The organism is Taibaiella koreensis (assembly GCF_003545715.1).
In the GTDB taxonomy this organism is placed as follows: domain Bacteria; phylum Bacteroidota; class Bacteroidia; order Chitinophagales; family Chitinophagaceae; genus Taibaiella; species Taibaiella koreensis.
Window position 1 is genome coordinate 522,142 of sequence record NZ_QVNU01000004.1, and the last position, 14,136, is coordinate 536,277.

Annotated in this window: 11 protein-coding genes; 4 read left to right on the top strand and 7 right to left on the bottom strand. The window is 52.3% G+C overall.

What is annotated here, in order from left to right; translation table 11 throughout:
• Positions 1–4 precede the first annotated feature (4 nt).
• Together DZK30_RS15980 and DZK30_RS15985 are read right to left on the bottom strand one after the other, a co-directional pair.
• Complete coding sequence (locus DZK30_RS15980) at positions 5–1,168, bottom strand: trans-sulfuration enzyme family protein (protein WP_118975133.1); 1,164 nt, start codon at positions 1,166–1,168, stop codon at positions 5–7.
• A 31-nt stretch (positions 1,169–1,199) separates the two neighbouring features.
• Positions 1,200–1,652: an OsmC family protein gene (locus DZK30_RS15985; protein WP_118975134.1), complete on the bottom strand. Its 453-nt coding sequence runs from the start codon at positions 1,650–1,652 to the stop codon at positions 1,200–1,202.
• Between the two features lie 66 nt (positions 1,653–1,718).
• On the opposite strand from DZK30_RS15985, the gene metX reads away from it, so the two are divergent.
• On the top strand, positions 1,719–2,759 hold the full coding sequence (gene metX / locus DZK30_RS15990) for a homoserine O-acetyltransferase MetX (protein ID WP_262706909.1): 1,041 nt from the start codon (positions 1,719–1,721) through the stop codon (positions 2,757–2,759).
• Here metX and DZK30_RS15995 read toward each other — a convergent pair.
• Entirely contained in the window at positions 2,754–3,155 is a 402-nt protein-coding gene (locus tag DZK30_RS15995) for a hypothetical protein (RefSeq protein ID WP_118975136.1), read from the bottom strand. The genes metX and DZK30_RS15995 overlap by 6 nt on opposite strands.
• 118 nt (positions 3,156–3,273) lie before the next feature.
• Between DZK30_RS15995 and DZK30_RS16000 the strand changes: the two genes are divergently transcribed.
• On the top strand, positions 3,274–4,119 hold the full coding sequence (locus tag DZK30_RS16000) for a phosphatase PAP2 family protein (protein WP_118975137.1): 846 nt from the start codon (positions 3,274–3,276) through the stop codon (positions 4,117–4,119).
• Between the two features lie 121 nt (positions 4,120–4,240).
• Here DZK30_RS16000 and DZK30_RS16005 read toward each other — a convergent pair whose 3' ends face one another.
• On the bottom strand, positions 4,241–5,242 hold the full coding sequence (locus DZK30_RS16005; RefSeq protein WP_118975138.1) for a lipid A deacylase LpxR family protein: 1,002 nt from the start codon (positions 5,240–5,242) through the stop codon (positions 4,241–4,243).
• Positions 5,243–5,785: 543 nt separating this feature from the next.
• Between DZK30_RS16005 and DZK30_RS16010 the strand changes: the two genes are divergently transcribed.
• Together DZK30_RS16010 and DZK30_RS16015 are read left to right on the top strand one after the other, a co-directional pair.
• The gene (locus DZK30_RS16010) at positions 5,786–6,787 is read left to right on the top strand and encodes an EamA family transporter (protein WP_118975139.1); all 1,002 of its coding nucleotides are present in this window, start codon (positions 5,786–5,788) and stop codon (positions 6,785–6,787) included.
• Between the two features lie 5 nt (positions 6,788–6,792).
• The gene (locus DZK30_RS16015) at positions 6,793–8,253 is read left to right on the top strand and encodes an amino acid permease (protein ID WP_118975140.1); all 1,461 of its coding nucleotides are present in this window, start codon (positions 6,793–6,795) and stop codon (positions 8,251–8,253) included.
• Between the two features lie 431 nt (positions 8,254–8,684).
• On the opposite strand, the gene DZK30_RS16020 is transcribed toward DZK30_RS16015, so the two are convergent.
• From DZK30_RS16020 to DZK30_RS16030, 3 genes are all read right to left on the bottom strand, one after another.
• Positions 8,685–9,203, bottom strand: a complete 519-nt coding sequence (locus DZK30_RS16020; RefSeq protein WP_118975141.1) for a cupin domain-containing protein — start codon at positions 9,201–9,203, stop codon at positions 8,685–8,687.
• Between the two features lie 162 nt (positions 9,204–9,365).
• Positions 9,366–10,796, bottom strand: coding sequence for a TolC family protein (locus DZK30_RS16025; protein ID WP_118975142.1), 1,431 nt, complete (start codon positions 10,794–10,796; stop codon positions 9,366–9,368).
• A 32-nt stretch (positions 10,797–10,828) separates the two neighbouring features.
• A complete protein-coding gene (locus DZK30_RS16030) occupies positions 10,829–14,005 on the bottom strand; it encodes an efflux RND transporter permease subunit (protein ID WP_118975143.1) in 3,177 nt (1,058 codons plus the stop codon).
• Positions 14,006–14,136 lie beyond the last annotated feature (131 nt).

The following is a 14,136-nucleotide window of genomic DNA, read 5'->3' on the forward strand; positions in this document are numbered from 1 at the left end:
TCATTCAGGCTTCCGGCAAGGCCTGCAGAATATCGGCAAGGATATCGTCCCTGTGCTCAAGACCCACCGAGATACGGATGAGCCCAGGGGTTATGTTTACAGCCAGGCGTTCCGCCTCGCTCAACTTGGCATGTGTGGTGCTGGCCGGATGCGAGGCTATGCTGCGTGTATCGCCGAGATTGGCGGTCAGCGACAGCATCTGCAGCCGGTCAAGGAACTGCCGCCCGGCTTCAAGGCCTCCTTTCAGCTCAAAGCAAACAATTCCGCCGCCATTCTTCATCTGCCTTTGTGCGATCGCATATTGCGGATGACTGGGTAGAAAAGGATATTTGAGTCCGCTTAAGGCGGGATGCCCTTCGAGCTGTTGTGCCAGGAACAAAGCATTGGCGGCGTGGCGCTCCATGCGTACATCCAGGGTCTCAAGGCTTTTGCTCAGGATCCAGGCATTGAAGGGGGACAAAGAAGGTCCCATGCTACGACAAAACAGGTAGATCTCCTGGATAAGCGCCTTTTTGCCTGCTACAACACCTGCCAATACCCTCCCCTGTCCATCCAGCCATTTGGTACCCGAATGGATCACCAGGTCGGCCCCATAGGTAATGGGCTGCTGCGCTACCGGTGTGGCAAAGCAATTGTCGACCACCAATAACAGCCGGTGCTTTTGCGCCAGCCGGCCCAGCCGTTCCAGATCAAGAATATCCAGACCCGGATTGGTCGGCGTTTCCACATAGATCATTTTTGTTTCGGGCCGTATGGTCTGCTCCCAGGTATCGGGCTGGTCGGCAGCGAAGTAGGAATAGCTGATCCCATATTTAGGCAGGTATTTGCTCAATACGGTATGAGTGCTGCCAAAGATAGCATTGCAGCTGAGCAGATGATCGCCCTGCTTGAGCAAAGCCAGGAATGTGGATGAGACCGCACTCATGCCGGAAGCCGTGGCGTAAGCGGCTTCCGCACCTTCCAGGGCAGCGATCTTGTCTGTAAATTCAGTAACGTTGGGATTAACGAAACGGCTGTAAATATTGGCCTCCCGCTCATCGGCGAAGGTAGCCCGCATGTCTTCGGCAGAGTCGAAGCAGAAGCTGCTGGTAAGATAAAGAGGTACGGAATGCTCCATTTGTGCGCTGCGCGCCGCCTGGATCCGTATAGCTTTCGAGATCGGGTGCATATGGATGTATTAAAAAGGGTTACCCGCCGCGCTATGCGGTCACGGCGGTATTAAGATGAACAGTATAAGTAATCGCACAGCCTGCACGTCGCAGGGTCTCAGCTACGGAACAATATTTTTCGATCGACAAAGCTGCCGCCCTTTGCGCTTTGTCCTGCTCCAGGGGACCACTCAGGATAAAATCGACATGGGCCTTGATCCAGAGGGCCGGTACCTTATCCTGTTCCCGCTCCCCGGTGATCTTCAGGCTGAAGCCATCGAACGGCTGACGCTGCTTCTCAAGAATAGCCACGATATCGATACCGCTGCAGGTACCCAGGGCCATCAGCAAGCCCTGCATGGGCCGTACCCCATGGCTCACAGAAGCCTGCCTGGGGCGCTCTTCACCATCGGGCACAGACTGGAAGCTCACCTCGTTCTGCTGTTCATCCGAGGCGATAAAAGTGCGGCTGTGGATATCGTAGCGGATCTGTATCTCGGGCATATCTAATTTTTGCTGTAAAAATAAGAAGCAGCCATTACATTTGCCGGGAAATTACAGGACCTGTATCTGTCTATGCAACAAAGCTATCATTACGACCACCCCTTTCTCCTGGAGTGCGGCGCCGAGCTGCCGGAGCTGCATATTGGCTATACGACTTACGGCCAGCTGAACGAAGCCGGAGACAATGTGATCTGGATCTGCCATGCACTTACGGCCAGCGACGATGCTGCCGGCTGGTGGGAAGGCATGATAGGCGAAGGTTGTGCTTTTGATCCCCGCTACCATTACATCGTTTGCGCCAATATTCTGGGTAGTTGCTACGGTAGCACAGGCCCGCTCAGCATTGATAAAACAACGGGAAAGCCTTATTACAGCAACTTCCCGCTGCTTAGTATCCGCGATATGGTACAGGCCCACGTACTGCTGCGGCAACACCTCGGCATCGGCAACATCAGCCTGCTGGCCGGCGGCAGCATGGGCGGCTATCAGGCACTGGAGTGGGCGCTGCTGGAACCGGAGCGCATAGACAGGCTGTTTGTCCTGGCTACCTCGGCAGCTGAAAGCGCCTGGGGTATAGCCGTGCATACAACTCAACGGATCGCGATTGAAGCCGACCCCAGCTTTGGCGAAGATGATCCCGGCGCCGGCGCCAAAGGTCTGAAAGCAGCCAGGGCCATAGGCATGCTTACTTACCGCAACTACGAGCTGATGGTACAGCAGCAAACCGATCCCGACACCGAAAAAACAGACCATTTCAAAGCCAGTGCGTATATGCATTATCAGGGCGATAAGCTGGTCAGGCGTTTCAATGCCTACAGCTACTATTTGCTCAGCAAAGCGATGGATAGCCACAACCTGTCGCGTGGCCGTGGCGGTTCTATACCCCCGGTACTTGCCACGATAAAGCAGCCCGTGCTGTTGATCGGCATTTCCAGCGATATCCTTTGCCCTCCCGAAGAACAGCGGCAGCTGGCTGCACATCTGCCTCATTGCCGTTACGAAGAGATCACCTCTCCTTATGGCCATGACGGTTTCCTGGTCGAATCAGCGCAGATCAGCTTGTTGCTGCAGCAATGGTGGTCAACAAGAAAGGATGGGTTATTATAGCAGGCGGGAAAAAGAAGCAAAAGCAAAGCCGGCAATAAAGAAGGTAAGCAGATTTTTCAGCTCATACCAGCAAAGGCCATGTCCGATTCCCGTGCTGAAGGCCACCACCATGCTGATAAGACCGCAGCAAAGAGCCGATAAGGGCAGCGGCAGACGATACAGGAATAAGCGGTGCAGGATAAGATAAAGGGCGAAGGATAAGGCAAGACCTATAGCGCTTAGCCGCAGCCACTGCCGGTAATCGATCTCCAGCACGGCATCGGAGAGATATCCCCGGTGTGCCGAATGGATCAGCATATCATTGCCCATTACGATCAACATAGAACATACCACAGCTGCGGTAACATAAGAGAGCCCATAGCGAAACCCTGATTTGATCCAGACCGAAGTGAGCATAACGGATATTGTACCCGCAAGGTATTATTTCCTGCCGAGAATCAAAGCAACGATCGACAATTTTGATAGAGACAAGCGTATCGTTATCTTATTTTTGCATTAGTTATTTTTGCAGCCAATGAAGATCTCCATTACGTTACTATACTTAACGTTGTTGCCTCTGGCCCTGAACGCCCAGGCCGATAGCCTGCCCATTGAGACAGACCATAAGGTTTACCAGATGCACCTCAAATACGAGGTGCCCGGTTCCCTGGTGTTTATTGTAGGTTCTTTTTTTGGCTTCAAGGCACTGGATAAAGCTTCGATCATGAGTGAAAGCGATGTCCTGAAGCTAAATCGTGCCAACATTAACGGCTTTGACCGGCCGGTGGTCGACTACAACCCGGCCGGATTTACGAAAGCGGAAGGCCGCTCAGACTTCTTCCTTAATTTCTCTATCGCCAGCCCGGTGCTGCTGGCCCTGGACAAAAGGGTACGGAAGGATTGGCTCGACCTGCTTACCTTGTACATGGTGAGCCATGCGGTCGACAACACCATTTACTTCGCCGCTGCATTTCCGGTACGCCGCGCCCGCCCGCTGACCTACAATCCGGACATACCCATGTCGTTCCGTACCGGAGAGGCCCGCAGCAATTCCTTTTTCAGCGGACACGTTTCGTTCAGCGCCACTTCGACTTTTTTCCTCGTAAAGGTACTCACGGACTACCATCATATCAAAGGCTGGCAACGGATCGCGCTGTACACCGCCGCAGCTATACCGCCGGCTATGGTGGGCTATTACCGCATGCATGCCGGCAAGCACTTCAAGACCGACATATTGCTCGGACTGGTTGTGGGCGGCGCTTCCGGCATACTGGTGCCCGAACTGCACCGCAAGCTAAAGCAACAGAAACACCTTTCCCTGCAACCCTATTTTAATCCCTACGGCGGCACCAGCGGACTAAACCTGAGCTATAGATTTTAGATGTTAGAGATTAGATGTTAGATGTTAGATATTAGATGCAGGAGTCAAAAGATATCAGCACCAGGTTCTTGATACCTGATACCTGATACCTGATACTTGATACCTGGCTCTTGGTTCCAAATCACCAGGCAACATACAAAGAAATATTCCCCAGACGTTCGTGGTTCAAACCATCGAGCAGGCGTGGCATAATACGCTGGGTAAAAGAGAAGCTGACAGGCCCATAGGCAAGCACTGCCGATAGATCCAGGCGCCGCGACACACTGCGATTGCTGCTGATCCGCTTATCGCTGTTTTGGTAATAGTCTGACCGGCCGGCAAAAACACCACCTTCGATCACGGCATTGTAGCCCACCCATTCCAGCGAAGGTCTGGCAGTAATATAAGCTTGTAGCCGGTGCTTCCTGCGGCTTACAAATTGCGGCAGCAGGCCATCGAAGTAAGCATTCATTTTACCGATACGAACCAGGCCGTACAAGGAAGCCCCATCCATCATCGTACCCACCATTGCCTGTCCGCCACCGGTCACATCAAGCCATCGGTTGTATTGCCAAAGCCGCTTTTCAAGGCTAAGGTTCAGGTTAAGTAGGATATCTGTCGGGTATTGCTTATCCCAACCCATAGGCTTTGCCGAATTGATCAATTTATGGACGCCTGTCTGTAGCTGCTCGGCCAGGGAAGCTGGCCCCATGACACCCGCTATCAATTCCGTTTGAACATTATACCCTTTATCCGCATTGGAAGAATGCTGGCTGTAGCTCAGGAACAAAGCACCTGTATAAGGCCAGTCCGACGCATCGGGTTCAGTGGCGTGCAGGTCTTCCGGGGTATACATGGTCTGCATTAAACCAATACCATAGGTATTTACCGCCTGCCTTCCTGCCTTAGGCATCAGCTTGTTGAGAAAGAAACGGGAGGAATCTTTTACAAAGTAATAGTCGAAACGGGTACCATTGGTATAGCCCTTATCCGATGCAGGACCGAAAAGCTTGATCAAGTCATTGTCTTCATAACCTTTAAGGGCATGGCGATACGATGCCTCCTGTTGCCCCGAAGCGCGCAGCGATCCGGCGAGCGAGAGAAATACAATGGACAATCGAGAAAAGAGAAGGAGTCGGTTCATGGTTTAATTGACCTGCCAAAAGTAAGGCTTTCTCCCCGGCCGCTCCCCTGTTCAGAGTTAAATGTTATTGATGTCCTGATTGATGTTATCGCTGTTTTCCCGAAAGCAGGTGACGATTAATGAAATGACGATAGTCTCGCTTGACTAAGATCAATAAATAATTACACCTGTTGGTGATCCGTTATCCTGGCGTAGATTTGCAACCTGAATGAATAGTCAATACCGCCATATCAATAGTAATGCATGCTGCAACAATTGTTGTATGTGTATGGCTATGCTATGGAAAGGCTGATAGACGCTTCATTATTGTTGTCTCCCAGGCTGCCTTTCCTTACCGGAAGGCTTTTTTTATGTACTTTATTTCTCAGAATATGCTGTTGCACACACATTGTTGTCCCTGTTGTATGTACCTGTTCCGGCGACGGAGCCAGCGATGTTGTGCCTGATCCATAAAATCACACAGCATACACAAGGCCTTCTGTCGTACCGGCAGAAGGCCTTTTTCATTTTCATCTCTTTGTCCAACGACTTAATACAAAACAAATGTTACCCGCTACAAAGACAAAGCTACTGACCTTACTGGCCTTTGCCAGTGTCTACCTGATCTGGGGATCCACTTTCCTGGCCATCAGCTATGGCCTCAGGGGTATCCCCCCTTTTTTACTTTCCGGCCTGCGCTTCCTCATAGCCGGCGTGCTGCTATTGCTTTGGCGTTTTTCCCGCGGAGAAAGCGCACAGTCGCGTACCAACTGGCTCAGGAACGGCATTACCGGCATCCTTATTCTTACCGGCGGCACTGGCCTGGTCGCCTGGGGCGAACAATACATCAGCGCCACAGAGGCCGCAATTGCCATAGCCACAGGTCCTTTCTGGTTCATCGCCCTGGATCGTAAAAACTGGCGCAGCTACTTCAGCAATCTTCCTACCATAGCCGGGCTGCTCGTCGGATTTGCCGGATTGCTCCTGTTCTTCAGCGATAGTATAGGCGGCACTGGCCGGCCGGCGGGCAATACAGTGCGCATTCTGGCCTTTGCCGTGTTGGCGCTCAGCTCCATCTCCTGGGTATTGGGGTCGCTATATGCCAAGCATCGCCGGGCCGACCATTCTACTTTTATGAATATCGCACAGCAATTGCTGGTCGCCGGGGTCGCCGCGATGGTGATCAGCGCTTTCCGTGGGGAATGGCAGGATTGGGTTCCGGCAAATGTCCCGCTGCAATCCTGGTTTGGCCTCGTCTTCCTGGTATTGTTCGGATCGATCGTCGCCTACTTATCCTATATCTGGCTGCTGTCCGTCAAATCGCCGGTGCTGGTTAGTACCCATACTTACATCAATCCTATCGTTGCTGTATTGGCCGGCTGGCTCTTCATTGATGAACATATGAGTGTATTCCAGCTGGCTGGTCTCGCCGTGATCCTGGCCGGCGTATTGCTCACCAACGCTTCCGGATACAAGCTTAGCAAAAGATTACGTGTCCGCATCAGGCGTTCCTTTAAAATATGGACGGGCGCACCACGTTCAGACAAATACCTCGTAGAGTTTTAATAGCTATGTTGAAAAAATCGATCGAAAAGCTGCAACAGGAGGCTTCCCTGCAAAACAGCGATACCCTGAAAAGAAGCCTGGGTCCGGTAAACCTTATTGCTATTGGTATCGGCGTGATCATTGGCGCCGGCCTGTTCTCGCTCACCGGCATTGCTGCGGCCAATAATGCGGGGCCTGCCGTTACGCTATCGTTTATTATCGCTGCCATAGGCTGTGCTTTCAGCGCCCTGTGCTATGCAGAATTTGCGGCAATGGTTCCCGTATCGGGCAGCGCTTATACCTATGCCTATGCAACGCTGGGTGAAGTATTTGCCTGGATCATCGGCTGGGACCTGGTGCTGGAATACGCTGTGGGTGCCGCAACCGTGGCGATCAGTTGGTCGCAGTACCTCGCCCGGTTCCTGGAAAAGATACACTTGCAGCTTCCCTACGAACTGATCCATTCTCCCTTCGAGACTGCAATAGCGAGCGATGGTACGGTACTACGTGGCTGGCTCAATTTTCCGGCGGCCCTCATCGTATTGCTCATTACTGCGCTGATCATACGCGGCGTCAGAAAATCGGCCCTGTTCAATATCATCGTTGTCGCGCTGAAAGTGGGCGTAGTGCTACTCTTCGTTGCCCTGGGCTGGCGCTATATCAACCCGGCGCACTATCATCCTTATATTCCGGCCAATACCGGTAGCTTCGGCGCTTTTGGCTGGAGCGGGGTACTGCGTGGCGCAGGCGTTGTCTTCTTTGTCTTTATCGGTTTCGATATTGTCGCCACCATGGCCCAGGAAACGAAAAACCCTCAAAGAAATATGCCTATTGGGATCATTGGCTCCCTGCTCATCTGTACCTTGCTGTTTGTGCTGTTCGGCTATGTAATGACGGGGCTGGCTTCCTACAAGGCTTTTAAAGACAGCGCCGCGCCGGTAGCTGTAGCAATACAACAAACACCCTATGAGTGGCTGAGTTTTGTCATTATTCTGGCCATACTGATCGGGTACACCTCCGTTATCCTTGTCGATCTGCTGGGGCAATCCCGGGTGTTCTATTCCATGAGCCGTGATGGACTGCTACCCAGGCTCTTTTCCCGGCTGCATCCAAGGTTCAGCACGCCTTCGCAGGCCAATACGGTGTTGGGATTGTTCATTGCATTATTTGCCGCCTTTGTTCCCATACAAGTCGTTGGCGAGATGACCAGTATCGGCACCCTGCTGGCTTTTGTCATGGTTTGCCTTGGTGTGCTTATTCTCCGCAGGAAACAACCGGAGATACCGAGGCCTTTCAGAACCCCATGGGTGCCGGTAGTGCCGGTACTGGGCATTATCACGTGCCTAGTCATGATGTACGCGCTACCCTGGGAAACCTGGTTGCGCCTCTTGCTGTGGCTGGCCGCCGGCATGCTCATCTATTGGCTGTATGGCAGGAAGCATAGCAAGCTGCGCCGGGAAAGCATAAGTGAGCAGCCGGAGACATAGTTTGCTGATCATCCTTTCCGGCCAATCAGCGAGGCAACACGACCATCTGGGCGGAACCTGATAGCGGCCTGAACAGGAAAGGGTCGCTTAACCAATAGGAATAAAGACTTCTCGCTGCGACGCCGCATCGCTGCGAGAAAAAAACATATGCCTTTGTGTCGTTGTGTCTTTGCGAGCAAAAAAGGTTTCCTTTAATCCACTGATCGTGCAGACCGGTTATGGCCGTTCCGGCCAATCAGCGAGACAACACAACCATCTGAGCGGAACGCGATAGCGGTCTGAACGATAAAAGGGTTGGCATATGCCTTCTTGTGCCGCTGTGTCTTCCCGGGCAAAAGAGGCCTACCTGCAACGATAAAGAAGAAGCCCCCTCCGTATACCGGACAGGGGCCTCTTTTTGCAAAAAACAACAGCACTCATTCCTCATTCTGTCAGTGTACAGGGCTGATCTTTTTATCGATGCCCAATAACTTTCCTACGAAGGCCAGCAGGGCATGTCCTATTGCCGGTATTCCGGAGCGATAGTACTCTCCCTTGATCTGGTTCAGGATGTATGATTCTTCAATAGCCGACATCAGCCTGGACCTTTTCCTGCTGGTCACCGCCTTTAGCTCGCGGGCCAGCCATTCCGTATGCAGCGCGGGTTTCAGGGTGCTCCTGAACACGACCGCTTTTTCATCTGCATTATAGAAGGCATGCTCCGTATTGCGCGGGATCTCGAAAGATTGTCCCGGCTTGATGATCAGCCTGCGGTCGGGCAACATAATACCCAGCTTGCCGTCGATGGCTTCCAGCTGTATCGTCTGTAACGGATGCCGGTGCAGCGCAGATTCCTCGGTGCAACGGGGCAGTACAGACAGTACTTCTGCATAAGCTCCTCCTGTTTCAGCGCCGCTGCGGGTAACCACAGCCGCGGCCTCCAATGCGTTTACTTTAAAAGGGCTTCCCATTTCATTCGTTTTAAAAAATTAGTAAAATTCAATGTCCTATTGCTTCGACGGGCTCAGCAACCGGGCCTTTCCCATCTGGTCCCTGAACCTGTCGAACTTTTCTCACCAAAGGTAAAGGACAACATTAGCCTTGGTTGCTTCGACAAGTTCAGCAACCGCCTCTTACTTCCAGCCGCCTCCCAGTGAACGGTACAGGTCAACAGCAGCGATCAGCTGATCTCTTTTAAGCGTAGCGACTTCCAGCTCGCTCTGCAACACATTGCTTTGCGCCGTGATCACTTCAAGATAGCTGGCCATACCGCTCTGGAACAACATCCCGGCATTGCCGGTAGCCTGCTGCAGGGCATCGACCCGCTGCACGGCAAAATCATACTGGCTTTGCAGTTTTTCCAATCGGGCCAGAGCGTCGGATACTTCGCCTACGGCAAACAATACCGTCTGCCGGAAACGGATGACGCTCTGCTCGCGTTCTATCTTCGCCACTTCAAACTGCGTCTTCAGCTGGCGTTTGTTAAGGAGGGGCTGCACCAGGTTGCCTGCCACCGTACCGAATAATGATGCCGGTATATTGAACCAATTGCTGGCCTTAAAGGAATTGACCCCACCGCTGGCCGTAATGCTGAGTGTAGGATACATATTGGCCTTACTGATCCCTACCTTGGCGTTAGCCACCGTCAGATCCAACTCAGAGCTACGTACATCGGGCCTGTGGCCCAGCATCGCCGAAGGAAAGCCAGTCGCGAGGCTCTTCGCTACTGGTGTGCTGTTCAGCGTAGATTGGCGCTCAGCAACTGTAGGCAGCACACCGCTCAATACGCTCAATGCATTTTCTTGCACCGTAATGTTCTGCTCCAGCAAAGGCACCAGCTGCGCCGCCACCAGGCGTTGTCCTGTGGCCTGCTGAACAGCCAGCGAAGTAACCTGGCCGGCATCAAACTGCAATTGTATCATGCGCAGGGTACTATCGTTCAGCACCAGGTTCTTGCGGGCCACTTCCAACTGTGCATCCATCATCAACAGGTTGTAATAACCCCGGGCCACATTAGCAACGATATTGGTCTGAATAGCCTTGCGGGCTTCTTCTGTTTGCAGGTAAGCCGCCAGGGCGCTACGTTTCTGATTCCTGATCTTGCCCCATATATCCGCTTCCCAGCTCAATCCTATGCTGGCATTGTAATCTTCAATATGATTGGTCTTCAGGAATTGGTTGGCGCTGATCCCGTTCAGGCTGTTGTCTGAAGGCCGGTTGGAAGCCGCGCCTACCTGTAGCCGTATGTCGGGCGCATAATTCCAGTTGACCTGTTTATACAGGAGCTGTGACGCTTCTATGTTTTTCAGTGCAAGCTGCATGTCGAAGTTCTTCTCAATGGCCTGTCCGATCAGCTTCTGCAGCGAAGGGTCGGCAAAGAAGCTTTTCCAGGGCAGATCGGCTATGGTTTGCGTATCGGTATGCGGGGCTCCTGTTACAGTGACCCCTCTGTAACTATCCGGCAGGCCGGTATCCGGCGTAGCTACGTCTTTCGACACCTTACAGGCGCTAAGGGTTGCCATTGCCGTTACGACCAGGAGATATTTACTGATATATGATTTCATGTCTGCTAAAAATTGGTTGTTAATACAAATCCTTAATAAGTGGTCGCAGCAGCGACTTCTGTTTCCGTTTCTTCTTCAGAAACCCTGGGGCCGGGCCTGCCGGTCACTTTCTCCTGCAGGTACTGGAAGATAACGAACAGCACCGGTATGATAAATACACCCAGGATAACGCCGGTAAGCATGCCGCCTACTGCGCTCCACCCGATAGAGTGGTTACCCATGGCCGATGCGCCTGAAGTCCATACCAGCGGCAACATACCCACCACGAAGGCGAAAGAAGTCATGAGGATGGGACGTAGCCTGAGCCTTGCTGCTTCCAGCGCCGCTTCCAGCAGGCGCATGCCGGCTCTTCGCCGTTGCACTGCAAACTCCACGATCAGGATCGCATTCTTGGCCAGCAGGCCTATCAGCATGATCAGACCTACCTGAACATAGATATTGTTATCGATGCCGGCCATACCAATAAACAGGAACACTCCCAGGATACCTGTGGGCACCGAAAGGATCACCGACAGCGGCAGGATATAGCTTTCGTATTGCGCTGCCAGCAGGAAGTATACAAAGATGATGCTCAGTATAAAGATGAACACGATCTGGTTACCTGTCTTGATCTCCTCACGGGTCATGCCGGTCCATTCGTAGGCATAACCGCGGGGAAGCGATTTCTTGGCGGTCTCTTCGATTGCTTTGATGGCATCGCCGGTGCTATATCCGGGCTTGGGTGCGCCGTTGATCGTTACTGCATTGTACAGGTTGTTACGTGTTACTGTCTCAGGACCGTATTCACGCTTCAGGGTCACCATCGTATTGGCCGGAACCATTTCGCCTTTGTTGTTCTTCACATAGATACCATTGAGCGATTGGATGTCGGAACGGTAAGCAATATCTGCCTGTGCCATTACCCTGTAGTACTTACCAAAGCGGTTGAAGTCTGAAACGAAACTACTACCATAATAGATCTGCAGGGTCTGCAGCAATTCACTGATCGGTACGCCCAGCTGCATCGCTTTCATATTGTCGATCTCTATCTTATACTGCGGGTTGCCTGCTGCGAAGGTGGTGAAGGCTGCTGCGATCTCTTTACGCTTCATCAGCTCGCCGATAAAAGCCCAGGCATTATTGCCCAGATCCTGCAGAGAGCCATTCGTACGGTCCTGGAGCATAAACTCAAAGCCGCTCACATTACCAAAACCCTGTACAGTCGGGAACGTAAAGAAGAAGGTATTGGCATCCTTTACGCTGCTCACCTTCTGGGCCAGCGTATTGGCGATCATATTAATGTCTTCTACCTTACCTCTTTCGCCATGCGGTTTCACACGGATAAAGCCGGCGCCATACGGCGATGCGTTGGCATTGGAAATGAAGTTCAGACCATCGATAACATAACGGTTCTGTGTCGCGGGCTCTGTCTTCACAATGCTGTCGATCGCTGCCATAGCCTTGTGCGTTCTTTCAAGTGAGCTACCCGGAGGGGTATTCACCGCATACAGGATAAAGCCCTGGTCTTCGGTAGGAATAAAGCCTGTAGGAGAGCTTTTCATCATGACAAAGGTTGCAATCACGATCACTGCCAGGCCGCCTATAGCAAGCCATTTGCGGCGTATAAGGAAGCGAAGGCTGTGACCATATTTAGTGGTCAACGTCTTAAAACCTGCGTTGAAAGCGGCAAAGAAGCGGGCCATAAAGCCTTTCTTCTCGTGGCCTTCGCCATGGTGCGTATCCTTGAGGAACAGCGCACACAACGCCGGGCTAAGGGTCAATGCATTCAACGCCGAGATCAGGATCGCGGTAGCCAGTGTAAAAGCAAACTGCCGGTAAAATACCCCTGCAGGGCCTTGCATAAAGCCTACCGGTACGAACACCGCGGCCATGACCAAAGTGATCGAAATGATGGCACCCGATATCTCGTTCATCGACTGTATGGTTGCCTTTCGTGGCGACAGCCGGGTGCGCTCCATCTTTGAGTGCACGGCCTCCACCACCACGATCGCATCATCCACCACGATACCAATAGCCAGTACCAGGGCAAACAGGGTAAGCAGGTTGATGGTAAAACCAAACAACTGCATGAAGAAGAAGGTACCGATAATCGCCACAGGCACTGCTATCGCGGGAATCAGCGTAGAGCGGAAATCCTGCAGGAAGATAAACACCACGATAAATACCAGGATAAAGGCGATAAGCAGTGTCTCCACTACCTGGTGTATGGAGGCGTCCAGGAACTCTTTGGAGTTGTACATAATCGTCGCCTTAACACCCTTGGGCAATTCGGACTGGAATTGCTTTATCTGGCGTTCTGCTTCGGTAAGGATATCGTTGGCATTGGAACCTGCAGTCTGGAATACAGCGAAACCCGATGTAGGGCCACCGTTCAAACGGCCCATAGACGAGTAGGTATAAGAACCGAACTCAACCCTGGCCACGTCTTTCAGGCGCAGCATGGAGCCATCAGAATTGGCCTTGATGATAATGTTCTCGTAGTCTTCGTTCTTGTTAAGCTTGCCTTTGTACTTCAATACGTATTCGAATACTTCTTTGCTGCCTTCACCGAAACGGCCCGGAGCCGCTTCCACGCTTTGATCGCGGATCGCGCGGGTTACATCGTTGGGCGAAAGGCTGTTGGCGGCCAGGCGATCGGGATTGAGCCAGATACGCATGGAATAATCCTTGGAACCGAAGATCTGCGCCTGGCCTACGCCGGGAATACGCTGTACCTGCGGGATCATATTGATCTTGATATAGTTTTGCAGGAAGGTCTCGTCATAAGTGCTGTCGGTACTGGACAAGGCCACGAACATAATGATGCTGTTCTGTTGCTTTTGGGTGGAAATGCCCGCCTGTACTACCTCCTGGGGGATCTGGCTGGTTGCCTTGGATACCCTGCTTTGCACGTTCACCGCAGCGATATCGGGATTGGTACCCTGCTTGAAGTAAACGGTAAGCGTCATGGTACCGTCGTTATTCGAGTTGGAGGTCATGTAGGTCATGTTCTCCACACCGTTGATCGCCTCTTCCAGTGGCGTAGCTACGGAACGCGCTACCACCTCGGCATTCGCACCGGGATAAGCAGCCGTTACCAGCACGCTTGGCGGCGCAATGTCGGGGAACAGCGTGATGGGCAGCGACATCAGTGAGAGGCCGCCCAGCAAAAGCAGGATAATAGAAACAACGGTAGAGAGTACCGGTCTTTCAATGAATTTTTTGAGCATGAACGTATGTTTTTTACAGCTGCAAGGCAGCTTGATTGGGGCAAAAAGAATTCAGGAACGTTGAACCGGTCAACGCTATTCACCAGGCCAACGGCCGGGGAACGCAGGCTGTAAATCGCTATGGCAGCGCA